Genomic DNA, 21,568 nt, shown 5'->3' on the forward strand with positions numbered 1-21,568 from the left:
CGCGCGCCCCCACCCGCCCCAGCGTCGTCAGCCGATGCGCTACCTGTTCCAGCGACGTGCCAAACCGGCGGGCCAGCAGCGGCACGTCATAGCCGGTCGCCTCGCAAGCGCGCAGGAACCGGGCATAGGGCATGGTCACGGCCGCCGCAAAATAGCCCAGCAGGTGGCGGCGGTAGAGCCGTTCTGCCGCGCGGTCGGTGAAGCCCGCCCCGCGCACCAGCGCCTCCACCGGGGTCCGCGCCTCGGCGTGCCCGATCTGGCGGGCGAGCAGTTGCAGCCGCTGCGCCGGGCTCAGCAATTCGGACAATTGCAGTTGGCGCGCGTGGAGGTCGAGCCGGAAGAGCCGGTCCGGCAGTACGTCTGCCGGCAGCACCCGCACCGACAGATGATGGCGGACCCGCAGCCGTTCGGCGAGCGCGGCGCCCAGGTCCGCCGCCGACTGCCGCAGTTCGTCGGCCACGCCCTCTGCCAGTTCGTCCAGTTCTCCGAAGTGGTTGCGCCAGCGCTCGATCTCCCGCCGCACCAGCATCTGCGGATCATCGGCAGGTGCGGTCCCAACCGTGCCGCCGGCGCCGCCCAACCGGTCGAAAGCGCGGGCGAACGCCTCCGCGCCGCCTGGTGCGCTCGCCAGCCACTCGGCGACTTCGTGGCGGTCGATCTCCAGATCGGCGAACATCGGATCCGCCAGCCGCCGACGAAGCCCCTCGATACCGCCGGCCGGCTCGCCGCTCGCCAGCGCCCGCGGATCGAAATCGAAACGTTCGGCAAGCCGCACCAGCAGGGACGCCGACAAGGGACGCTGATTGCGCTCCACCAGGTTGAGATAGCTGGGCGAGATACCGAGCATCTCGGCCATCGCGGCCTGGGTCAGCCCGCCCTGGCGCCGTATCCGCCGGACCGCATGCCCCGCCAACAGCTTGCGCTCCGCCACTCAACCGGCCCCTCTTGCAAACACTTTACATCAACACAGGCGTGAGCCGTTCGGCCTTCGACTGCTTGACCACTATTATCGTGCTTCGCAGCTTCTGGAAACCGCAGGGATGCGGCACAGAGGAGGGGTATCACCAGTCGGTGCGCAGCTGTAAAGGACGTGACAATGTCGCTCCCCATCGCCGATCCAGCCCGCGCCGCTTCCGCGCGCTTCGCCGGTATCGAGATGTCCGCAGCCGTCGGTGAACATCCGACGCGCACTGCCGACGATCGGTTCAACAGTCTTTATCGCCAGTTCGGCCGGGCCTAGCGCCCGCGCCCTACCCGTTCCTGGGGAGGAAGGGTGCCCGCCGGAGAGCAATCTTCGGCGGGCATTTCCGTATGTGCAGTACATTCCCGCGCCGCGGGGTAGCAGGGGGCCGCCGTAAACCGCGCGGCCCCCTGCCCTCAGTTTCAGTCGACCATGCCGCCTGCGGCCAGCACCGCGAGCGTCACCAGCTCGCTTGCGGTCGAGGTCATCGGCGCGATCTGCACCGGCTTTTCCATCCCGATCAGCATCGGGCCGATCATGTCGTCGCCGCCCAGTTCGCGCAGCAGCTTGGCCGAGATATTGGCCGACTGTAGGCCCGGCATGATCAACACGTTGGCCGGACCCGACAGGCGCGCGAACGGATAGTTCGCGAGCTGGCGCGGGTTGAGCGCCACGTCGGGGGCCATTTCGCCCTCATATTCGAAGCCGACGTCGCGCTTGTCGAGCACGCCCACCGCACCGCGCAGCGCCTCCAGCCACTTGCCCTCGGGATTGCCGAAGTTGGAGTAGCTGAGGAACGCGACCCGCGGCTCGTGACCCATGCGGCGCGCGACCTGTGCGGTCGCCTCGGCGATGTCGGCCAGTTCCTCGGAATTGGGGCGCTCGTTGACCGTGGTGTCGGCGATGAACACCGTGTGGCTCTGCCCGACGAGGACATGGATGCCGAACGGCGTGCGGCCTTCCTTCGGGTCGATCACCCGCCGCAGCGCCCGGATCGTCTGCGCATAGGTGCGGGTGACGCCCGTGATCATCGCGTCGCCCTCGCCCAGCTGCAGCAGCAGCGCGCCGAAGATATTGCGATCCTGGTTCACCATCCGCTCGCAATCGCGACGCAGATAGCCGCGACGCTGGAGACGCGCGTAGAGGAAGTCGACCATCTGCGGCACCAGCGGCGAATGGCGGCTGTTGTGGACCTCGTAGGTTTCCGGATCGGTCACGCCCAGCGCGCGAAGGCGATCATAGACGTCGTCGCGGCCGACCAGCACCGGCGTGCCATAGCCGCCCTCGCGGAAGTTGATGGCGGCGCGCAGCACCACCTCTTCCTCGCCCTCGGCGAAGATGACGCGCTTGGGGTGCGCCTTGGCGCCCTCATAGGCGAGGCTGAGTACCGAGGTCGTCGGGTTGAGCCGGGCGCGCAGCGTCTGGCGATACGCATCCATGTCGAGGATCGGCTTGGTAGCGACGCCCGAATCCATCGCGGCCTTGGCAACGGCGGCGGGCACCAGCTCCATCAGGCGCGGATCGAACGGCGCGGGGATGATATATTCCGGGCCGAACGTGTGCTTGACGCCATAGGCGAGCGCGACTTCCTCGGGCACCTGCTGGCGCGCGAGCTTGGCCAGCGCCTCGGCCGCGGCGATCTTCATCGCGTCGTTGATCGTGGTCGCCCGCACGTCGAGCGCACCGCGGAAGATGAAGGGGAAGCCGAGCACGTTGTTGACCTGGTTCGGATAGTCCGAACGACCGGTCGCGATGATGACGTCCGGGCGCGCGCGCTTGGCGTCGGGGGGCGTGATCTCCGGATCGGGGTTCGCCATCGCGAACACGATCGGGTTCGGCGCCATCTTCTTCAGCAGCTCGGCCGGCAGCGCGTTCGCCGCCGACAGGCCCATGAACACATCGGCGCCATCCAGCGCCTCGGCCAGGGTACGCTTGTCGGTGGCGACCGCGTGCGCGGACTTCCACTGGTTCATGCCCTTGGGACGGCCCTCGTAGAGAACGCCGTCGAGGTCGACCATCAACAGGTTCTCGTGCCGCACGCCCATGGCCTTGACCAGGTCCGCGCAGGCGAGTGCCGCCGCACCGGCGCCGTTCATCACGACCTTGGTCTCGGCGATGTCGCGCTTGGTCAGGAACAGCGCGTTGATGAGGCCGGCGGCGGCGATGATCGCCGTGCCGTGCTGGTCATCGTGGAACACGGGGATGTTCATCCGCTCGCGCAGCGTCTGCTCGATGATGAAGCACTCCGGGGACTTGATGTCCTCCAGGTTGATGCCGCCGAAGGTCGGCTCCATCAGCTCGACCGCGTCGATGAAGCGGTCGACGTCCTCGGTCTTCAGCTCAATGTCGATCGAATCGACGTCGGCGAAGCGCTTGAACAGCACCGACTTGCCTTCCATCACCGGCTTGGACGCGAGCGCGCCCAGATTGCCGAGGCCCAGGATGGCGGTGCCGTTGGAGATCACCGCGACCAGGTTGCCCTTGGCGGTATAGTCATAGGCGGTGGCAGGGTCGGCCGCGATCGCGCGCACCGGCACGGCGACGCCCGGCGAATAGGCGAGCGCCAGGTCGCGCTGCGTCGACATCGGCTTCGACGCGATAATCTCAATCTTGCCCGGACGCCCCTCCGAGTGGAACAGCAGCGCCTCGCGCTCGGAAAACTGGACGTTTGAATCTTCTGCCATCTGCAACCTTCCCGCACTGATGGCTCTGCCCTTAAGACGCATCCTCGCCTCCGTCACCCCACCGTATCACAGGCATGACGCCGGTCGCTTCTTCGGCTACCCACGCGCGCATGCCTGCCGTTCCAGCACCCACCCCGATGATGGCGCAATATCTCGCCCTCAAGGCCGAAGCCGCCGACTGCCTGTTGTTCTATCGCATGGGCGACTTTTTTGAACTGTTTCACGACGATGCCAAGGTGGCCGCGGCCGTCCTCGACATCGCGCTCACGGCCCGGGGCGAGCATGAGGGCGCAAAGATCCCGATGTGCGGCGTGCCGGTGCACGCGGCCGAGGGATATCTCGCGCGATTGATCAAGGCGGGGCACCGCGTCGCCATCGCCGAGCAGATCGAGACGCCGGAACAGGCCAAGAAGCGCGGCGGGGCGAAGGCGCTGGTCGCGCGCGCAATCGTGCGGGTGGTTACGGCGGGCACGCTGACCGAGGAAGCACTGCTCGACGCACGCGCCGCAAACTGGTGCGTCGCGGTCGGTGAAGCCGGCGGCGAAGTCGCGATTGCAGCCGCCGACGTTTCCACCGGCCGGTTCGAGCTGATCGAGACCGATGCCCATGCGCTGGCCGCCACCGTTGCCCGGCTCGCCCCGGCCGAAGTGGTCGCCTCGGAAGTGTCTGCCTTTGCCGAACTCGCCACGACCGAGCGTCCGCGCATCGACTTCGACAGCGCGGGCGGCGAGGCGCGGCTGAAGGCATTGTTCGGGGTCGCCACGCTGGACGGCTATGGCAGTTTCAGCCGCGCCGGCCTTGCTGCGGCCGGCGGGCTCGTCGCGTACCTGGAGCATACCGCGCGCGGCAGCCTGCCGTTCCTCCGGCCGCCGCTGGTGTCGCGCAACGACCAGTGCATGGCCGTGGACGCTGCCACCCGGGAAAGCCTGGAGCTTACCCGCACCACCTCGGGCGCCCGCAGCGGCAGCCTGCTCGATGCGGTCGATCGCACCGTCACGGGCGCGGGCGCACGCCTGCTCGGCGCGGATATCGCAGCCCCCCTGATGGACCGGGCAGAGATCGAGGCGCGGCTCGACGCGGTCACGCGCTTTCACGACGATCCGGGCTTGCGCGACGGCGTGCGCGGGTCGCTGCGCGCGCTGCCCGACGTCGGCCGCGCGCTCGGCCGTATCGCCGCCGGCCGCGGCTCGCCCCGCGATCTGGGGCAGCTGCGCGATGGCCTCGACGGCGCCCGCAAGCTGGGCGACCGGCTGGAGACGCTTGCCGATGCGCCGCCGCTGCTTGCCCGGCTGGTGCCGGCGCTGCGGGGTCACGGCGAATTGGTCGAACTGCTCACCCGCGCGCTCGTCCCCTCCCCCCCGATCGACGCCGCCAATGGCGGCTACATCGCCGAGGGTTATGACGCCGCGCTCGACGAGCTTCGCGCCACCGGTGCCGGCGGCCGCCGCGCCATCGCCGCACTGGAAGCCGAGTTCCGCACCCGCACGGGCGTCAACGCGCTCAAGATCCGCCACAACGGCGTCCTCGGCTATCATATCGAGGTTCCGGCCCGCGCCGCCGACGCGCTGATGAAGGCGGACAGCGGCTTTACCCACCGCCAGACGCTCGCGGGCTGCGTCCGCTTCAACGCACCCGAACTGCACGACGTCGCGCTGAAGGTGACGCAGGCCGGTGCCCATGCGCTGGCGGCCGAGGCGGCGCATCTGGAGGAACTGACCGCAAAAGTGCTCGACCGGCGAGAGGCGATCGCCGCCACCGCGGACGCGCTTGCCCGCATCGACGTCGCCGCCGGCCTGGCCGAGCGCGCGGCCGAGGGCGGCTGGGCACGGCCGGAGCTGGTCGACCACGCCTGCCTGGAAATCGAGGGGGGCCGCCATCCCGTGGTCGAGGCTGCGGTTGCCAAGGCGGGCGGCCGGTTCGTGGCCAACGACTGTCGCCTGTCCGAGGATAACCGCCTGTGGCTGGTGACCGGGCCCAACATGGGCGGCAAATCGACCTTCCTGCGCCAGAACGCGCTGATCGCCGTGCTGGCACAGGCGGGCAGCTATGTCCCGGCGACCCGCGCGACACTGGGGCTGGTCGACCGGCTGTTCAGCCGCGTCGGCGCATCCGACAATCTCGCGCGTGGCCGCTCCACCTTCATGGTCGAGATGGTGGAGACCGCCGCCATCCTTGCCCAGGCGACCCCGCGCAGCTTCGTCATCCTGGATGAGGTCGGCCGCGGCACCTCGACCTACGACGGCCTCGCCATCGCCTGGGCCGTGGTGGAGGCGATTCACGAGGACAACCGCTGCCGCTGCCTGTTCGCGACCCATTATCACGAGCTCACCCGCCTGGCGGAACGCTGCGAGGCGTTGAGCCTGCACCATGTGCGGGCGCGCGAGTGGAAGGGGGACCTGGTCCTCCTCCACGAACTGGGTGAGGGTCCGGCGGATCGCAGCTATGGCCTGGCGGTAGCGCGGCTGGCAGGCCTGCCGCCGGCGACCGTGTCTCGCGCCAAGGCCGTGCTCGCAAAGCTGGAGGCTGGGCGCCAGAAGACCGGCGGGCTGGCGGCAGGGCTCGACGATCTGCCGCTGTTCGCGTCGCTACAGCCGACGGAAGAGGAAAAGCCGGATGCGCTCCGCAGCGAGCTCGCCACGCTGGATCTCGATTCGCTGACGCCGCGCGCCGCGCTCGATGCGCTGTACCGGCTGAAGGAACTCGCCAGCGAGTAAAGGTCAGGGGCGGCCGAGCGCGGCAATCGCGCGCGGCCGCAACCGCTCGACGGCAACAGCGTGGAGGCCGGGTGCGGTGGCAAGCACGCCGAATGCCTGGGCACGCGGCGTGTTGAAGCGCAACGGCTTGCCAAGCGAGTCCGTCACCGCAGCCCCCGCCTCTCGCAGCAGCAGCACCGCAGCCGCGACGTCCCACTCATGACCCCAGCGGAAGGTGGCGAGCAGGTCGGCATCGCCCGCCGCCACCATCGCCATGCGCAGCGCGATCGAATTGGGCTTGGCCACCGCGACCAGGTCCTGGTCGATCTTGGGCAGGGCATCGACCGGCGTGCGGGCACCCCGCATCTGGCAAGCATCGCTCGCCGCCAGTCGCACGCCGTTGCGCCAGGCGCCGCCGCCCAGCGATGCGCGCCACCGCTCATGCCGGGCCGGCGCCTCGAGCACGCCCAGCACCGGCTGCCCGTCCTCGACCAATGCGACCGACACCGACCAGCCCGGCCGTCCGCGGATATAGTCCCGCGTGCCGTCGATCGGATCGACGATCCACACCCGCCGCCTGCCGAGCCGGACGTGATCGTCCGCGGATTCCTCGGACAGCCACCCCGCATCCGGCAAAAGCGCGGTCAGCCGCTCCCGCAGCAGCGCGTCGACGGCGAGGTCGATCTCGCACACCGGATTGTTCGGGGACTTCTCCCATCGATGGAAGTCGGTCGACGCGCGCCCATGCGCCAGCGTCGCCGCCTCCGCTACGATGGCCGCCATATCGTCGAGCAGCGTGTCAGCCACCCGCCACCGTCATTCCGTCGATCCGCACCGTCGGCACGTTCACGCCGTAGCGGAACTCCAGATCACTCGCGGGCACCAGATGCGCGAACATCTCGCGCAAATTGCCGGCGATGGTGATTTCCGCGACCGGGCGCGTGATCTCGCCATTCTCGATCAGGAAGCCGGCGGCGCCGCGACTATAGTCGCCGGTGACGCCGTTGACGCCGTGGCCGATGAGCTCGGTGACGAGCACGCCGCGCTCGATGTCGGCGATCATCGCCTCCCGGCTTATCCGGCCCGCGTCCATGTAGAGGTTGCTGGTGCCGACGCCCGGACCGCCGCCGATGCCGCGGGTAGCGTGGCCGGTCGGCTCCAGCCCCAGCTGCCGTGCCGACGCGCTGTCGAGCAGCCAGCTTTTCAGCACGCCGCCCTCGACGATCGCGAGCGGCGACACCGGCAACCCCTCGCCATCGAACGGCCGCGAGCGAAGACCCTGCGGCCGGTGGGGATCGTCGCGAATCGTCACTCCCGGCGCAAACACGGCGGTGCCGAGCGCCTCGCGCAGAAAGCTGGTGCCCCGCGCCACCCCCGGACCGGCGATCGCCCCGGTGAGGTGGCCGAGCAGGCTCGACCCCACGCGCGGATCGAACACCACCGGCATCGCGGCCGATCCGATGCGTGCCGGATCGAGCCGGGCGACCGCACGCTCGCCTGCCTGCCGCCCGATCGCTTCGGGCGAGTCGAGCGCCGCACGATGGCGGGCGCTGTGATAGGCATAGTCGCGCTGCATGCCCGATCCGGTACCGGCGATCACGCTGGCGGAGGCACCGTGGCTCGTGACGGCATAGCTGCCGGCAAAACCATGACTGGTGGCGAGTGCGACCACGGCGCGGCTGGCGCTGGCGCTGCCGCCTTCCGAGTTGGTGACCCCGGCGACCGAGCGCGCCGCATCCTCGGCAGCAAGTGCCGCGGCCTTCAGCTCCTCGGGCGAGACGTCGGCACCGTCATCCAGGTCGAGCAGCGGGGCCACGCCCTTCATCAGCCGCTCGGCCGGGGCAAGGCCGGCCCAGGCGTCTTCGGGCGCGAGCCGTGCCATCGCGACGGCGCGCTCCGCGACCTCATCGAGCGCTGCGTCGGAGAGGTCCGACGTCGCGACGCTCGCCGAACGCTTGCCGACGAAGACCCGCAGGCCCAGCTCGCCGCCTTCGGAACGGCCGACATCCTCCAGCGCTCCCAGGCGGACGGAGACGGAGAGCGCCGTGTCGGCGATCAGAATGGCATCGGCGGCATCGGCGCCGCGGGCACGGGCTCGGTCGATCGCCTGCGCCGCGCGCGCCTGCGCCTGTTCGGGATTTAGCATGCCCGCGATCTAGGGAGCCGCGGCGCTCAGGTCAAAGGGCGGCGGCCGATCTCAGCCCGCCGCCGTGCCGACGACCAGGCAGGCGAGGAACATCAGCAGCCCGGCATCGCGGTTGCTGCGGAACCGCGCCAGCGTATTGTGGCCGTCCTGCGGCGCCAGCGTCGCGACCTGCCAGCCAAGGTGCAGCGCCATCGGCAGCAGCGCCAGCAGTGCGAGCGGCGTGGGGAAGACCTGCCACAGGGCGCCCGCCCAGCAGAGCAGCGACACGGTGTAGAGGCCGGCGACCCCCGGCCGCACCTTGCTCCCCATGCGGCGGGCGGAGGAGCGCACGCCGACCATGGCGTCGTCCTCCACGTCCTGAAGCGCATAGATGGTGTCATAGCCGATCACCCAGGTGATCGATCCGGCATAGAGCAGCAGCATCGGCACGATGCTGGCGTGGGTAACCTCTACCCAGCCGACCAGCGCCGCCCAGCTGAACACCATCCCCAGCCATGCCTGCGGCCACCAGGTGATCCGCTTCATGAAGGGATAGGCGGCGACCAGGACGAGGCTCGCCACGGCCACGATCGCGGCGGCCAGCCGCAATTGCACCAGCACCAGCAGTCCGATGGCGCAAAGAATTCCGAGCCATGCCCAGGCAGCCTTCAGCGACACGGCTCCGCTCGCCAGCGGCCGGCTGCGCGTGCGCGCCACCTGCCGGTCGAGGTCACGGTCGACGATGTCGTTGTAGACGCAGCCCGCGCCCCGCATGGCGATGCTGCCAAGCAGGAACCAGGCAATCATGTCCCAGCGGGCGATCCCCTGCCCCGCCAGCGCGATCGCCCAGGCGCCGGGCCAGAACAGCAACCACCAGCCGATCGGCCGGTCGAACCGGGCGAGCAGCGCAAATGGCCTGAGCCTTGCCGGCAGCTTACCCACGAGTCCGCGATGCTCACTGTCGGGGACGATCTCGACGCCGGGGGTCATCGTGCGCGGCCTTGCCGCAGCGGTGACGGGCGGTTGCGGGCAGCCGAGAGGCGCGTCGAGGGGGCGCAAAAACGGGGAATCGGGAACGTCATGCGGCCTGCTGCCACAGATGCCCCGAACTTGGACAGCCCAGGCGCGGAAACAGCTCGTCGGAAACCTTGCGGCGCTTGCCGCGTTGCCCGGCCGCTTAGACTGACCTATTACATTCGCAATGTGCTTGCGGCGCTGGACGGCGGCCGAAGAAGCGCCGGTTCCAGGAGACGGACGATCACGTCGAACAAGCTGCTCCCCTTCAAGGGGTTCTGGCGTGCGACTGCTGCCAGCCTGACCGCGCGGGTGCTGCTCGTTGGTCTGTTGCTGATCGGCGCGCTCGGAATCGTGGGCGTACTGGTCTTCAGCAAGGTGGTCGACCTGACGCGCGTGCGGCTGGGAACCGGCTTTGCCGAGCACCAGGTGTTGTACGATCGCGCACGCGGTCTCGGCACGCTTCAGCGCGACATGGCACTGGCGGAAACCAATGCCCGGTCCGAGGCGCTGATCCGCTGGCTGCGGGACGAGGGCGACACTGCCAAGAAGCGGGCGGCCATCACCGAACTGCGCCGCGTTGCCGAGCTTTCGGAGGGCGGGACCTTCTTTGTCGGCTCCGCCGCGACTCGCGCCTATTATTATGAGGAGGCCGGTAGCGGTTTTCTCGCCGACCGGCCCCGGCTGACCCTTCAACCCGGCCGGGACAAGGACCGCTGGTTTTTCGAGGCGCTCAGCCGTCCGCGCGATTGCCGTCTGAACGTGGATTCCGATGACCTGGCGATGCGCACCCGGGTTTTCATCAACTGCGTCGTGCGCGACAAGGGCCGGGCTCTGGGCGTAACCGGCACCGCGGTCGACCTTTCCTCCTTCGTGCGGGAAGCGCTGGCGGACAAGCAGCCCGGCGTCTCCACCTTCTTCGTCACGCACGAAGGCGCGGTGCAGGCCCATCGCGATCGACAGATGGTGCAGCACAATTCCGGATCGAACCGCCCTCCTCGCCTGACCGTGTTCGATATGCTTGCTCCCGAAGACCGCCCGGTACTCGCCGGAATGATGCAGGATGTCGCATCCGGGAAGGCCGCCGCGCGCTCCAGCTTCCTGAACATGAACGGCGAACGGGTGCTGGTCGGCGTCGGCTACCTGGACGGGCTCGACTGGTACAATGTGACCGTCATGAATGCGGATGCGATGGTCGACCGCAGCCTGTTCGGCCCGATCGCGGTGCTGATCATCCTCATGCTGCTGCTTGGCGGCGCGCTCGCCGTGGCGTTGTTCAAGCGTGTCGTGCTCGATCCGATCCGGCAGCTGGAGATCAGCGTGGTCGAGGCGGAACGCGGCAATTTCGAACCCGCCGAGCAGCTCGACCTCAACCGGGATGACGAGCTCGGCCGGCTGTCCCGGCGGTTCGCCGCGATGGCGCGCGCGGTCGCGGGGCACACCCGCTCGCTGGAGGCGCGCGTGCGCGAGCGCACCATCGAGCTGGAGCAACTGGCCTATCGCGATCCCGCCACCGGGGTCGCGAACCGGCGCGGCTTCGTGACCGCATTCGAGGAGGTGCAGCGCGAACGCGGTTCGGCGACCGTCGCCCTGCTGCTGATCGACGTTGACCACTTCAAGCAGATCAACGACCGCTTCGGCCATGTCGCGGGCGATGTCGTCGTGGCCGAGATCGCGCGCCGCATCCAGCAGGCGCTCCGGCCCAGTGACGTGTGTGGACGCTGGGGCGGCGACGAGTTCATCGTCCTTCTCCACGGGCTTGCCGCCGATCGGCTGGAAACCATCGCGGCCCGGCTGGTGGATGCCGTCAGCGCGCACCCGATCCAGATCGGTGACGGCGACCTGGTTTCGGTTCGGCTGAGCGTGGGCGCCTATTGCGTCGCCTCCACCGACACGATCGACCGCGCAACCGAACGCGCGGATGCCGCCATGTACCGCGCGAAGGAGGAAGGGCGCGACCGCATCATCTTTGCGGGCGACCGTGCACCGGTGGCGTGACGAACCCGCCGGCTTCCCCTAACACCGCCGCCATGCCCGCAACCCCCGCCTGGCCGCCGCAGTCCACCCCGCGCCTGTTCCTCGATACGGTGATCGCACCGGACGCCGCGATCCGCGTCGACGGACCGCAGGCCCATTATCTCCTGTCGGTGCTGCGGGCGAAGCTGGGCGATCCGGTCAAGCTGTTCGACGATGTGACGGGCGAGTGGCTGGCGACGGTCGCCCAGGCCGGCAAGCGCGACCTGACCCTGCAGGTCACGGCCCAGCTGCGCCCGCGCGAGCCGGTCCCCGACCTGTGGCTCTGTGCCGCGCCGCTCAAGAAGGGCCGGGTCGACTGGACCGTAGAAAAGGCGTGCGAGCTGGGCGTCGCCCGGATCGTCCCCGTGCTCACCCGGCGAACCGTCGTCGACCGGCTGAACCTCGACCGGCTGCGCGCCCATGCCATCGAGGCCGCCGAGCAGTGCGACCGCACCGCCCTTCCCGAACTGGTCGAACCCGTAAAGCTCACGGCACTGTTGCGCGACTGGCCGGCAGAGCGCGCGCTGTTCTTCGCGGATGAGACCGGCGGCGTGACGGCAGCGGCAACCATGGCGGCGCATCGCGGACCCGGCGCGATCCTGATCGGGCCAGAGGGCGGCTTCGATGCCGAGGAGCGCGAGGTAATCCGCGCGTTGCCGCAGGCGTTCGGCGTCACTTTGGGTCCGCGCATCCTCCGCGCGGAGACCGCGGCGGCGGCAGCGATCAGTGTCTGGATGGCCAGCGCCGGCGACTGGTAGCACCCCAAGACTCACCGCAGTAAAAAGCGCGCTGGCGCGACACCCCGGCACCGCTTATGGGCGCAGCCCATGAGCACGAAGACCGTTTCGACCACCAGCGCAGCGGTCATTGAGACCCGGGACCAGCTGATCGGCTATTTCGCAGGCGGAGAAAAGCCGGCGGAACGCTGGCGCATCGGCACCGAGCATGAGAAATTTGTGTTCCGGACGAGCGATCATCGTGCGCCAAGCTATGACGAGCCGGGCGGCATCCGCGATCTTTTGCTGGCGCTCACCGAGTTCGGATGGAAGCCGATCGAAGAAAACGGCAAGGTCATCGCCTTGTCCGGCAAGGACGGCACCGTCAGCCTGGAACCGGCCGGCCAGCTGGAACTGTCGGGCGCGCCGCTTGAGAACCTGCACCAGACCTGCGCCGAAACGGGACGCCACCTGCGCCAGGTGAAGGCCGTCGGCGCCAAGCTCGGCCTGGGCTTCCTCGGTCTCGGCATGTGGCCGGATAAGACCCGCGCCGAGCTGCCGATCATGCCGAAGGGCCGCTACAAAATCATGCTCGACCATATGCCGCGGGTCGGCAGCTTGGGCCTGGACATGATGCTGCGCACCTGCACCGTGCAGGTGAACCTCGACTACGCGTCCGAAGCGGACATGGTGAAGAAGTTCCGGGTCGGCCTGGCGCTGCAGCCGCTGGCGACGGCGCTCTTCGCCAACTCCCCCTTTACCGAGGGCAAGCCCAACGGCATGCTTTCCTATCGCAGCCACATCTGGTCGGACACCGACCCGGCGCGCACCGGCATGTTGCCGTTCGTCTTCGAGGACGGCTTTAGCTACGAACGCTATGCCGACTATGCGCTCGATGTGCCGATGTACTTCGTCTACCGCGATGGGAAATACATCGACGCCGCCGGCCTCTCCTTCCGCGACTTCCTGAAGGGCGAGCTCTCGGTCCTGCCCGGCGAGCTGCCGACGATGGACGACTGGGCGGATCATCTCTCCACCGCCTTTCCCGAGGTGCGGCTGAAGACATTCCTGGAGATGCGCGGCGCCGATGGTGGCCCCTGGGGTCGGATCTGCGCGCTGCCGGCGCTCTGGGTCGGGCTGCTCTATGATCAGGGGGCGCTCGACGCTGCCTGGGACCTCGTCAAGGACTGGAGCCTGGAGACCCGCCAGACGCTGCGCGATTCGGTGCCGCGGCTGGGCCTTGACGCGCCGCTCGGTGACAAGGGCACGCTGCGCGACATCGCGCGGCAGGTGCTCGACATTGCCGGGTCCGGGCTCAAGGCGCGCGCCCGCCTCGATAGTGCGGGCGACGACGAGACCGGCTTCCTCACGCCCCTGCGCGACGTGGTCCGCGATGGCCGGGTGCCCGCGCAGCAGTTGCTCGACCGCTATGGCAGCAGCTGGGACGGCGACGTCACCCGCGTCTATGACGAGCTGACCTTCTAGGCGCCGCTCCCGCTTCGGCGGGAGCTACCCGCCACCCAGGCGAAGAAGCGCGGCACCGGCCCGTGCCGCGCCATCCAGTCGTAATAGGCGCGATAGTCGGGGTCGGCGAGAAGGTGGCGCTCCTCGGTGCGGGCGCGCCAGTAATAGACGCCGCTCACCAGCGCCAGGATCATGGTGTTGCGGAACGCATCGAGCCAGCTGCCGGTCGTGGTCAGCATCGGCCAGCTCACCAGCCACCAGAACAGGTTCTTCGACAGATAGGCCGGGTGGCGACTCCAGGCATAAGGGCCGTTGGTGATGATGCCGCGGTTGGTAAGGTTGGAAAAGCGCAGGCCAAACGCCACCGTCGCCCAGGCGTAGACGAAGGTCAGCGCCACCAGCGCCGCCCCGATCGCCGACAGGAGCAGCGGGTGGCCGGCGAACCACTGCGTCCACTCGGCACCGCCGGGATGATAGTCGAGCGGCCCGCCCTCTCCCATCAACACGAACGGCGGGTAGCAGATCAGCGCCGCCGCCCAGCCCGCGGCATAGGGGTTGGCCGAGCGGATATGCGTGTCGATCGGCCGCATCGCCAGAATGTAGCCGCAGGTCGCGAACGCCACGTCGACCAGGAACATGAAGGTGATCAGCCACTGCGCCAGCGCGACCGGATCGCGCAGCACCGTAGCCGTATCGGCCGAAACGAACTCGCGGAAGCCGCCGGGCACGATCGCCAGCATGAAGGCGAGGAAGAACGCCTTCACCGCCCAGGAGCGCAGGTGGTTGAAGATCGCCTCCCGCTCGGTCGGAACGTCGAGGTTCAGCAGCCACGCGCCGAGCGCCCAGCAGCCGTCGCGCGGCTCCACGAGACGACGGTCGAGCCAGACGAAATAGGGCACCGACAACACGAACAGCACCGGCGCCGCATAGGCGAAGCACCACATGGCGAAGGGAAAGCCGCCCTCCCAATAAAAGCGGCCGGTGACGTAGAGCACGGCGATGCCCCCCCAGGTCGCCCAGAGCCCGACGAGCTTCACGATGCTGACGTCGATGGTCGCGCGCCACGGCCGCGCCTGTGCCCAGTCGATGCCGGTCGACGGGTTGCGATGGACCTTGTCGACCAGCACCGACCACGCGAGCATCGGCAGGGCACAGGCGAGCAGGTTGACCAGCGCCGAGAACGGCCCGTCCATGCCATAGTGCCGCGCCATCGCGACCCAGGCGAGCAGCCCGACCATGCCGGCGACGCCCGTGCCCTCGCTCACGGCCGAACGGGGACGCGGATCGGCTGCGTCAGCGGGTTGCACGAGCGTGGAGGCCATCACCCGAGCCTAGCCGCGGGCGGACCCGGATCGAAGCGGAAACGATGTCCCACGCTGCGACAGGCTGGACGAAAGCAGCGATATGTCGTTACACCGGATCCATCCCACCCGTTGAAAGGCCGTCATGTTCCGCACGTCTGCGTTTGCCGCCCTGTTGCTCGCTTCCACCACCGTCCCCGCCTCCGCGCAGTTGAACCCCGCCGGCAACACGCAGCCGCAGCCGGTACCGTTCACGGACACCATCCCCGCCCCGCGCGACGTCGACTATCCCGGCACGATCCTGCTGGAAGTCGACGCCACCGATATCCAGCGCGGGATCTTCAACGTGAAGGAGACCATTCCGGTTGCGCAGGCCGGGCACATGGTGCTGCTGTTCCCGAAGTGGCTGCCGGGCGCGCACAGCCCGCGTGGCGAGATCGAGAAGCTCGCGGGCCTGGTGATCCGAGCGAACGGCAAGGTCGTGCCGTGGAAGCGCGACCCGCAGGACGTGTACGCGTTCCACATCGACGTGCCGGCCGGCGCCAAGAAGCTCGACGTCAGCTTCCAGTTCCTGTCCGCCACGTCGGGCGACCAGGGCCGCATCGTCATGTCGCCGGCCATGCTGAACCTCCAGTGGAACTCGGTCAGCCTGTATCCGGCCGGCTATTTCACGCGCCGCATCCCGATCCAGGCGGTCGCGAAATATCCGGCGGGCTGGAGCGCGGCGTCGGGGCTTCCCGCGACCGCCAACGGCTCGACCTATTCCTACCAGCGCACGAGCTATGAGACGCTGGTCGACTCCCCCACCTTCGCCGGCAAATATTACCGCGAATGGGCCTTGTCGCCGCGCGTCGACCTGAACGTGTTCGCCGACAGCCCCGAGGAGCTGGCCGCCACCCCCGAGCAGATCGACGCGCACAAGCGCCTGGTCGAGCAGGCGGTCCGCGTGTTCGGCGCCCAGCATTACGACAAGTACGAGTTCCTGCTGGCGATTACCGACAAGATGGGCGGCATCGGCCTGGAGCACCATCGCAGCTCCGAGAACGGCGTGAAGCCGGGCTATTTCACCAAGTGGAACGACGGCATGGGCAGCCGCAACCTGCTCCCGCACGAGTTCAGCCACAGCTGGGACGGCAAGTTCCGTCGCGGCGCGGACCTGTGGACGCCCGATTTCCGCACCCCGATGCGCAACTCGCTGCTGTGGGTCTATGAAGGGCAGACGCAGTTCTGGGGCTATGTCCTCCAGGCGCGCTCCGGCATCGTCAGCAAGCAGGACACGCTGGACGCCTATGCGGCGATCATGGCGACGCTCGACACCCGCCGTGCGCGCGAATGGCGCCCGCTGGTCGACACCACCAACGATCCCATCATCTCGGCACGCCGGCCCAAGGGCTGGACCAGCTGGCAGCGCTCGGAGGATTATTACAACGAGGGCCTGCTGGTGTGGATGGAGGTCGACTCGATCCTGCGCCAGCAGTCGGGCGGCACCAAGAGCATCGACGATTTCGCCCGCGCCTTCTTCGGCATGCGCGACGGCGACTGGGGCGTGCTCACCTACACGTTCGACGACGTGGTTCAGACGCTGAACCAGATCCAGCCCTATGACTGGGCCGGTTTCCTCGACCAGCGCGTGAACGGCGTGTCGGATCGCGCACCGCTCGCCGGCTTCACCAACAACGGCTATCGCCTCGTCTACACCGAACAGCCGAGCCCCTATTTCGTCCAGGCGGACCGCAACCGCGACCAGGCCGACCTCACCTATTCGCTGGGGATGGTCGTCGGCCGCGGCGGGTCGCTGAACGCCGTCAACTGGGGCGGTCCGGCCTTCAACGCCGGCATGACCGTCGAGAGCAGCATCGTCGCGGTGAACGGCGAAAGCTACACGCCCGATCGCATCAAGGCGGCGGTGACGGCTGCCAAGGGTACCCGCACGCCAATCCGCCTGCTGGTCAAGAACGGCGACAAGCTGAACGAAGTGGCAATCGACTATCACGATGGCCTTCGCTATCCCCGCCTCGAAAAGACCGGACAGGGCGAGACGGGCCTCGATCGCCTGCTCGCCGCAAAGTAAGGGAAAGAGGGAACATGCGTATCGATATGGTGCCGGTGGGCAAGAACCCGCCGGAAGACCTTAACGTCATCATCGAAGTGCCGACCGGCGGCGAGCCGGTGAAGTATGAGTTCGACAAGGCGTCGGGTGCGCTGTTCGTCGATCGCATCCTGCACACGCCGATGCGCTACCCAGCCAACTATGGCTTCGTGCCCCACACGCTGTCGCCCGACGGCGATCCGCTCGACGCGCTGGTCGTGTCGCGCACGCCGTTCATCCCGGGCTGCGTCGTGCGCGCACGTCCGATCGCGGTGCTGAACCTGGAAGACGAAGCCGGCGGCGACGAGAAGCTGGTCTGCGTGCCGGTCGACTCCACCTTCCCCTACTACACCAAGGTCGAGGGTCGCGCCGACCTGCCGGAGATCGTGTTCCAGCAGATCGAGCACTTCTTCACCCACTACAAGGACCTCGAGAAGCAGAAGTGGGTGCGGATCGGCACCTGGGGCGATGCTGAAGAGGCAGGCCGCATCACCATGGAAGCGATCGAGCGCTACGAAGCCGCCAAGGCGCGTGGCGAGGAACCGCTCGACCACGACGTGCCCGGCCGCAACTAAGCGACCGCACCGCGCGCGCCGAGCCCCGTCGACACCCCGGTGTCGGCGGGGTTCGTCGTTTCAGCGCTTGCGCTTGGCTCTTGGCGCCGGCGCCCGTGCTCCGGCGGCGAGTGCCAGCCGCGCCCATTGCTGCATTGCATCGGCATCGTCGTAGACGTCGTCCGGCGCGCGCCGATAGTTCATCGAGCCGATGGTGCCGTCGCTCTTGGCATAGGTGAAGCGGGCGCATCCGGCCGCGTCCCAGTCCGCATCGCTTTCGCCATCGGCCTTGAACCAAAGGCTGTCCTCGAACGCGATCGCAAAGATGGTCCCGTCGCAATAGAGCGTTGCCCCGCCCATCATCCGGCGGGAGGTGACCGTGCCGATCGGCGCCAGGGCTTCCGCCACCCATTCGATCAAGCCCGCGTCCACGGCCATGATGTCTCTCCCTTGGGGCTACTCGCCCGCCAATGCCGCCAGCGCGTCGCCGGCGATGCGGTAGATGCGCCAGTCCAGCGGCTGCGCGCCAAGGCTTCGGTAGAAGCCGGAGGCTGCGGCGTTGCCGTCCGTGACCGCCCACTCCATGCGCGAGCAGCCACGCTCCCGCGCCACTCGCGCGAGGTGGGCGAGCAGGGCGCGTCCGGCGCCGCTGCCGCGCGCTTCGGGTGCAACGTACAAATCCTCAAGATACAGGCCGCGCCACCCGCTCCAGGTCGACCGATTGAAGAAATAGAGCGCGATGCCGACCGCCTGCCCGTCGCGCTCGGCAATCGCCGCCTCGATCTCGGGCGGCTCGGCCGACAGCGCCGTTTCCAGCACCGCCGGCGTCACCGCCAGCTTCGCCTCGGCTGCTTCATGGCGTGCAAGGTCACGGACAAAGCCGAAGATCAGCCCGGCATCCTTGCTGATGGCGTCGCGTATCTCGATCATGCACCTGCCTCGCTCTGTGGTACGGGCCCCGCTCCGCGGACGGCGATCAGGCAGCCGCCGACAATCAGCAGCGCACCTGCCACCGTGAACAGCGACACCCGCTCGTCAAACACCCAATAGCCCAGCAACGCCGCCCAGACGAAGGCGGTGTATTCGACCGGCGCCAGCACCTGCGCCTCCGCCCGGCCATAGGACCAGGCGAGCAACAACGCGGAGATCGACCCCAGGATCGCCGAGCCTACGATCGGCGCCAGCTGCTCCTGCGCTGGCCACACCGCCAGCCAGGGCGCGCCGAGTGCCAGCAGCACGCCAATCACCAGGCTCGTGAACAAGGTCACTTCCAGCGGGTCTGCGACCTGCGCCTGCTGCCGCAGCAGGATCAGGCTGTACGCGTACAGGACCGAGGCGAGCACGATCGCGAGCACGCCCATCACCGTGTCGGCCGAGGCGCCGGCCTGCGCATAGCCAAGCGCGATCACCAGCACGCCGACCGCCGCCACCGCGGAGCCCAGGATCGCCGCGCGCCGGATCCGCTCGCCCAGCAGGGCGGCGGCAAGATACAGCGCGATCAGCGGCGACAGGAAGGTCAGCGCCACGCCCTGCGCCATCGGCACCCGCACCAGCCCCCAGAAGAACAGCAGCACCGACAGGCCTGCCGCGAGCCCGCGCAGGATGTGCAGGCGCAGCGCCCGGCGCTCGGGCCAGCGCTGGCGTCGCGCGAGAAACACCGTGCCCGTCAACGCCACGCCCGCGACCGAGCGCCAGAGCACGGCGCTATAGGCGCCGCTCGTGATGCTCAGCCCCTTCATCAGGGCATCCATCAGCGAATAGATGGCGATACCCGCAGACGCCGCCGCAAAGGCGACGGCGGGCGGGGTGCTGGTCCTGGTCATCGACTCTTCCGATGCGGTCAAACGCCGCGGCGCTACTCCGCCGCCTGCCCTAATACCGGGCTCTGCGCCTCGATCTCGGCGGCCTTCGCTTCCACCAGCCGCACGATATGATCGACCATCTCGGCGTCCTCGACATGATGGTCGGTCACGCCGGACAGGTAGACCATGTGGCGGCCGTTGCCGCCGCCGGTGATGCCGATGTCGGTCTCGCGCGCCTCACCCGGGCCGTTCACGACGCAGCCGAGCACCGACAGCGACATCGGCGTGCGGATGTGCTGCAGCCGCTCCTCTAGTTTCTGGACGGTGCGGATCACGTCGAAGCCCTGGCGCGCGCAGGACGGACACGACACGACGCGCACGCCGCGATTACGGATGCCGAGCGCCTTCAGGATCTCGAAGCCGACGCGCACTTCCTCCTCGGGCTCGGCCGAGAGCGATACGCGGATGGTGTCGCCGATCCCGAACCACAGCAGCGAGCCGATCCCGATCGAGGATTTGACGGTCCCGCCGATCAGGCCCCCCGCCTCGGTAATGCCCAGGTGCAGCGGGCAGTCGGTCGCCTCGGCCAGCCCCTGATAGGCGGCGACCGCCAGGAACACGTCCGACGCCTTCACCGCGACCTTATACTCGTGGAAGTCATGGTCCTGGAGCAGCTTGATGTGGTCGAGCGCGCTTTCGACCAGCGCCTCCGGGCAAGGCTCGCCGTATTTCTCCAGCAAATCCTTTTCCAGGCTTCCGGCGTTCACGCCGATGCGGATCGCGCAGCCGTTGGCCTTGGCCGCGCGGACCACTTCGGCCACGCGCTCGGACGACCCGATGTTGCCGGGATTGATGCGCAGGCAGGCGGCGCCCGCGTCCGCTGCTTCCAGCGCGCGCTTGTAGTGGAAATGGATGTCGGCGACGATCGGCACCCGCGACGCGCGCACGATCTGGCGGAGCGCTGTGGTCGATGCGACGTCCGGGCAGGACACGCGGATGATGTCGACGCCCGCTTCCTCGCAGCGACGGATCTGATTGATCGTCGCGACCGCATCGTCGGTCGGCGTGTTGGTCATGGTCTGCACCGTCACCGGGGCATCGCCGCCGACAGGCACGTTGCCGACCATGATCTGGCGGCTTTGACGGCGGGCAATATCGCGCCAGGGGCGGACGGACATGAAGATTTTCTCGCAAACGCTTCGGATGTTAGGCGCCATATAGACCTGTGGGACGGCGCGGGAAAGGCAGCGCACTCGCGGTGGCGCCCGCGGCCGCTTCTGCTACACGCGGCGCTCCCCCCTTTGGAGCCGCATGATGCGCCTTGCCCTGTTGATCGGAGCCCTATTGATGTCCACTCCCGCCGCTGCCGAGCAGAAGCCGACCTGGTCGCTGGTGATCCACGGGGGCGCGGGCGTGATCGAACGCGCACGCATGACCCCCGAGCGCGAGAAGGCCGCACGGGCGGGACTCGACCAGGCATTGGCGGCCGGTGAGGCCGTGCTCGCCCGCGGTGGCAGCGCCGTCGACGCGGTCGAGGCTGCACTCCATGTGCTGGAGGACGACCCCAGCTTCAACGCCGGTCGCGGGGCGGTGTTCACCTATGAAGGCACCAACGAGCTCGACGCCGCAATCATGGACGGCTCGAACCGCGCAGCCGGTGCCGTCGCGGGCGTGACCCGAACCCGCCACCCCATCAGCCTTGCCCGCGCAGTGATGGAAAAGAGCCCGCACGTGCTGCTGGCCGGCAAGGGCGCCGACATCTTTTCGGTCGAGCAGGGACTGGAACAGGCAGACCCCAGCTGGTTCGCCACCGAGGAGCGCCGCCGCCAGCTCGATGAGCTCAAGGCCAAGAAGCTCGGCTGGTTCGACGTCGACATGAAATACGGCACCGTCGGCGCGGTCGCGCGCGACCAGGCCGGCCATGTCGCCGCCGCCACCTCCACCGGCGGGGTCACGGGCAAGCGCTGGGGCCGGGTCGGCGATTCGCCGCTGATCGGTGCCGGCACCTATGCCGACGATCGCGCCTGCGCGGTGTCGGCGACCGGTGCCGGCGAGTTTTTCATTCGCGAGGGTGTCGCGCACGAGATCTGCGCCCGCATCCGCTTCAAGGGCGAAAGCCTGAAGCAGGCGGCGGACGCAGTGATGGCGG

At 68.6% G+C, this 21,568-nt stretch carries 18 protein-coding genes; 8 read left to right on the forward strand and 10 right to left on the reverse strand.

Features of this window, described 5'->3' with window-relative positions:
• The coding region (locus QP045_RS20675; protein WP_422516899.1) for an ImmA/IrrE family metallo-endopeptidase at nucleotides 1-931 on the reverse strand (931 nt) is incomplete at its 3' end.
• Nucleotides 932-1,096: 165 nt separating this feature from the next.
• Between QP045_RS20675 and QP045_RS20680 the strand changes: the two genes are divergently transcribed.
• A complete protein-coding gene (locus tag QP045_RS20680) occupies nucleotides 1,097-1,240 on the forward strand; it encodes a hypothetical protein (RefSeq protein WP_422516900.1) in 144 nt (47 codons plus the stop codon).
• 143 nt (nucleotides 1,241-1,383) lie between these two features.
• Here the strand turns inward: QP045_RS20680 and QP045_RS20685 are convergent, their stop codons facing one another.
• Complete coding sequence (locus tag QP045_RS20685) at nucleotides 1,384-3,645, reverse strand: NADP-dependent malic enzyme (protein WP_422516901.1); 2,262 nt, start codon at nucleotides 3,643-3,645, stop codon at nucleotides 1,384-1,386.
• 137 nt (nucleotides 3,646-3,782) lie between these two features.
• Between QP045_RS20685 and mutS the strand changes: the two genes are divergently transcribed.
• Entirely contained in the window at nucleotides 3,783-6,359 is a 2,577-nt protein-coding gene (gene mutS, locus QP045_RS20690) for a DNA mismatch repair protein MutS (RefSeq protein ID WP_422516916.1), read from the forward strand.
• Nucleotides 6,360-6,362: 3 nt separating this feature from the next.
• Here the strand turns inward: mutS and QP045_RS20695 are convergent, their stop codons facing one another.
• From QP045_RS20695 to ubiA, 3 genes are read right to left on the reverse strand one after another with little or no spacing between them, the layout of a single operon-like run.
• Nucleotides 6,363-7,145, reverse strand: coding sequence for a 3'(2'),5'-bisphosphate nucleotidase CysQ (locus QP045_RS20695; RefSeq protein WP_422516902.1), 783 nt, complete (start codon nucleotides 7,143-7,145; stop codon nucleotides 6,363-6,365).
• Nucleotides 7,138-8,484: a TldD/PmbA family protein gene (locus QP045_RS20700; RefSeq protein WP_422516903.1), complete on the reverse strand. Its 1,347-nt coding sequence runs from the start codon at nucleotides 8,482-8,484 to the stop codon at nucleotides 7,138-7,140. Before QP045_RS20700 ends, QP045_RS20695 begins: the two co-directional genes overlap by 8 nt.
• A gap of 51 nt (nucleotides 8,485-8,535) precedes the next feature.
• The gene (ubiA, locus tag QP045_RS20705; RefSeq protein ID WP_422516904.1) at nucleotides 8,536-9,453 is read right to left on the reverse strand and encodes a 4-hydroxybenzoate octaprenyltransferase; all 918 of its coding nucleotides are present in this window, start codon (nucleotides 9,451-9,453) and stop codon (nucleotides 8,536-8,538) included.
• A 213-nt stretch (nucleotides 9,454-9,666) separates the two neighbouring features.
• On the opposite strand from ubiA, the gene QP045_RS20710 reads away from it, so the two are divergent.
• The 3 genes from QP045_RS20710 (at nucleotide 9,667) to QP045_RS20720 (ending at nucleotide 13,694) form a co-directional block, all read left to right on the forward strand.
• A complete protein-coding gene (locus QP045_RS20710; RefSeq protein WP_422516905.1) occupies nucleotides 9,667-11,475 on the forward strand; it encodes a GGDEF domain-containing protein in 1,809 nt (602 codons plus the stop codon).
• A gap of 32 nt (nucleotides 11,476-11,507) precedes the next feature.
• Entirely contained in the window at nucleotides 11,508-12,251 is a 744-nt protein-coding gene (locus QP045_RS20715) for a 16S rRNA (uracil(1498)-N(3))-methyltransferase (RefSeq protein WP_422516906.1), read from the forward strand.
• A 69-nt stretch (nucleotides 12,252-12,320) separates the two neighbouring features.
• Nucleotides 12,321-13,694, forward strand: coding sequence for a glutamate--cysteine ligase (locus QP045_RS20720; protein WP_422516907.1), 1,374 nt, complete (start codon nucleotides 12,321-12,323; stop codon nucleotides 13,692-13,694).
• Here the strand turns inward: QP045_RS20720 and QP045_RS20725 are convergent.
• The gene (locus QP045_RS20725; protein WP_422516908.1) at nucleotides 13,691-14,995 is read right to left on the reverse strand and encodes a methyltransferase family protein; all 1,305 of its coding nucleotides are present in this window, start codon (nucleotides 14,993-14,995) and stop codon (nucleotides 13,691-13,693) included. The genes QP045_RS20720 and QP045_RS20725 overlap by 4 nt on opposite strands.
• A gap of 124 nt (nucleotides 14,996-15,119) precedes the next feature.
• On the opposite strand from QP045_RS20725, the gene QP045_RS20730 reads away from it, so the two are divergent.
• Together QP045_RS20730 and ppa are read left to right on the forward strand one after the other, a co-directional pair.
• On the forward strand, nucleotides 15,120-17,045 hold the full coding sequence (locus QP045_RS20730) for a M61 family metallopeptidase (RefSeq protein ID WP_422516909.1): 1,926 nt from the start codon (nucleotides 15,120-15,122) through the stop codon (nucleotides 17,043-17,045).
• 14 nt (nucleotides 17,046-17,059) lie between these two features.
• Complete coding sequence (gene ppa / locus QP045_RS20735; RefSeq protein WP_422516910.1) at nucleotides 17,060-17,638, forward strand: inorganic diphosphatase; 579 nt, start codon at nucleotides 17,060-17,062, stop codon at nucleotides 17,636-17,638.
• Nucleotides 17,639-17,698: 60 nt separating this feature from the next.
• Here the strand turns inward: ppa and QP045_RS20740 are convergent, their stop codons facing one another.
• Genes QP045_RS20740 through ispG form a run of 4 tightly spaced genes read right to left on the reverse strand, consistent with a single transcriptional unit; the run spans nucleotide 17,699 to nucleotide 20,597 of the window.
• Nucleotides 17,699-18,055 carry a TfoX/Sxy family protein gene (locus QP045_RS20740; RefSeq protein ID WP_422516911.1) on the reverse strand — a complete coding sequence of 119 codons (357 nt, stop codon included), beginning with the start codon at nucleotides 18,053-18,055 and terminating at the stop codon, nucleotides 17,699-17,701.
• 18 nt (nucleotides 18,056-18,073) lie between these two features.
• A complete protein-coding gene (locus tag QP045_RS20745) occupies nucleotides 18,074-18,547 on the reverse strand; it encodes a GNAT family N-acetyltransferase (RefSeq protein ID WP_422516912.1) in 474 nt (157 codons plus the stop codon).
• Complete coding sequence (locus tag QP045_RS20750; protein WP_422516913.1) at nucleotides 18,544-19,440, reverse strand: DMT family transporter; 897 nt, start codon at nucleotides 19,438-19,440, stop codon at nucleotides 18,544-18,546. Before QP045_RS20750 ends, QP045_RS20745 begins: the two co-directional genes overlap by 4 nt.
• A 32-nt stretch (nucleotides 19,441-19,472) precedes the next feature.
• Nucleotides 19,473-20,597 carry a flavodoxin-dependent (E)-4-hydroxy-3-methylbut-2-enyl-diphosphate synthase gene (gene ispG, locus QP045_RS20755; RefSeq protein WP_422516914.1) on the reverse strand — a complete coding sequence of 375 codons (1,125 nt, stop codon included), beginning with the start codon at nucleotides 20,595-20,597 and terminating at the stop codon, nucleotides 19,473-19,475.
• A 169-nt stretch (nucleotides 20,598-20,766) separates the two neighbouring features.
• Here ispG and QP045_RS20760 point away from each other — a divergent pair.
• Nucleotides 20,767-21,568, forward strand: an 802-nt coding sequence (locus QP045_RS20760) for an isoaspartyl peptidase/L-asparaginase family protein (protein ID WP_422516915.1), incomplete at its 3' end; no start/stop codon positions are given.

This window comes from Sphingomonas sp. 3-13AW (assembly GCF_049311085.1).
Lineage (GTDB): Bacteria > Pseudomonadota > Alphaproteobacteria > Sphingomonadales > Sphingomonadaceae > Sphingomonas.

What these genes read in the sequence shown, in the direction of transcription:
- QP045_RS20680 (WP_422516900.1), top strand. Translation starts at nt 1,097, where the DNA reads ATGTCGCTCCCCATCGCCGATCCAGCCCGCGCCGCTTCCGCGCGCTTC.
- QP045_RS20685 (WP_422516901.1), bottom strand. Translation starts at nt 3,645, where the DNA reads ATGGCAGAAGATTCAAACGTCCAGTTTTCCGAGCGCGAGGCGCTGCTG.
- mutS (WP_422516916.1), top strand. Translation starts at nt 3,783, where the DNA reads ATGATGGCGCAATATCTCGCCCTCAAGGCCGAAGCCGCCGACTGCCTG.
- QP045_RS20700 (WP_422516903.1), bottom strand. Translation starts at nt 8,484, where the DNA reads ATGCTAAATCCCGAACAGGCGCAGGCGCGCGCGGCGCAGGCGATCGAC.
- ubiA (WP_422516904.1), bottom strand. Translation starts at nt 9,453, where the DNA reads ATGACCCCCGGCGTCGAGATCGTCCCCGACAGTGAGCATCGCGGACTC.
- QP045_RS20715 (WP_422516906.1), top strand. Translation starts at nt 11,508, where the DNA reads ATGCCCGCAACCCCCGCCTGGCCGCCGCAGTCCACCCCGCGCCTGTTC.
- QP045_RS20720 (WP_422516907.1), top strand. Translation starts at nt 12,321, where the DNA reads ATGAGCACGAAGACCGTTTCGACCACCAGCGCAGCGGTCATTGAGACC.
- QP045_RS20725 (WP_422516908.1), bottom strand. Translation starts at nt 14,995, where the DNA reads ATGGCCTCCACGCTCGTGCAACCCGCTGACGCAGCCGATCCGCGTCCC.
- QP045_RS20730 (WP_422516909.1), top strand. Translation starts at nt 15,120, where the DNA reads ATGTTCCGCACGTCTGCGTTTGCCGCCCTGTTGCTCGCTTCCACCACC.
- ppa (WP_422516910.1), top strand. Translation starts at nt 17,060, where the DNA reads ATGCGTATCGATATGGTGCCGGTGGGCAAGAACCCGCCGGAAGACCTT.
- QP045_RS20740 (WP_422516911.1), bottom strand. Translation starts at nt 18,055, where the DNA reads ATGGCCGTGGACGCGGGCTTGATCGAATGGGTGGCGGAAGCCCTGGCG.
- QP045_RS20745 (WP_422516912.1), bottom strand. Translation starts at nt 18,547, where the DNA reads ATGATCGAGATACGCGACGCCATCAGCAAGGATGCCGGGCTGATCTTC.
- QP045_RS20750 (WP_422516913.1), bottom strand. Translation starts at nt 19,440, where the DNA reads ATGACCAGGACCAGCACCCCGCCCGCCGTCGCCTTTGCGGCGGCGTCT.
- ispG (WP_422516914.1), bottom strand. Translation starts at nt 20,597, where the DNA reads ATGTCCGTCCGCCCCTGGCGCGATATTGCCCGCCGTCAAAGCCGCCAG.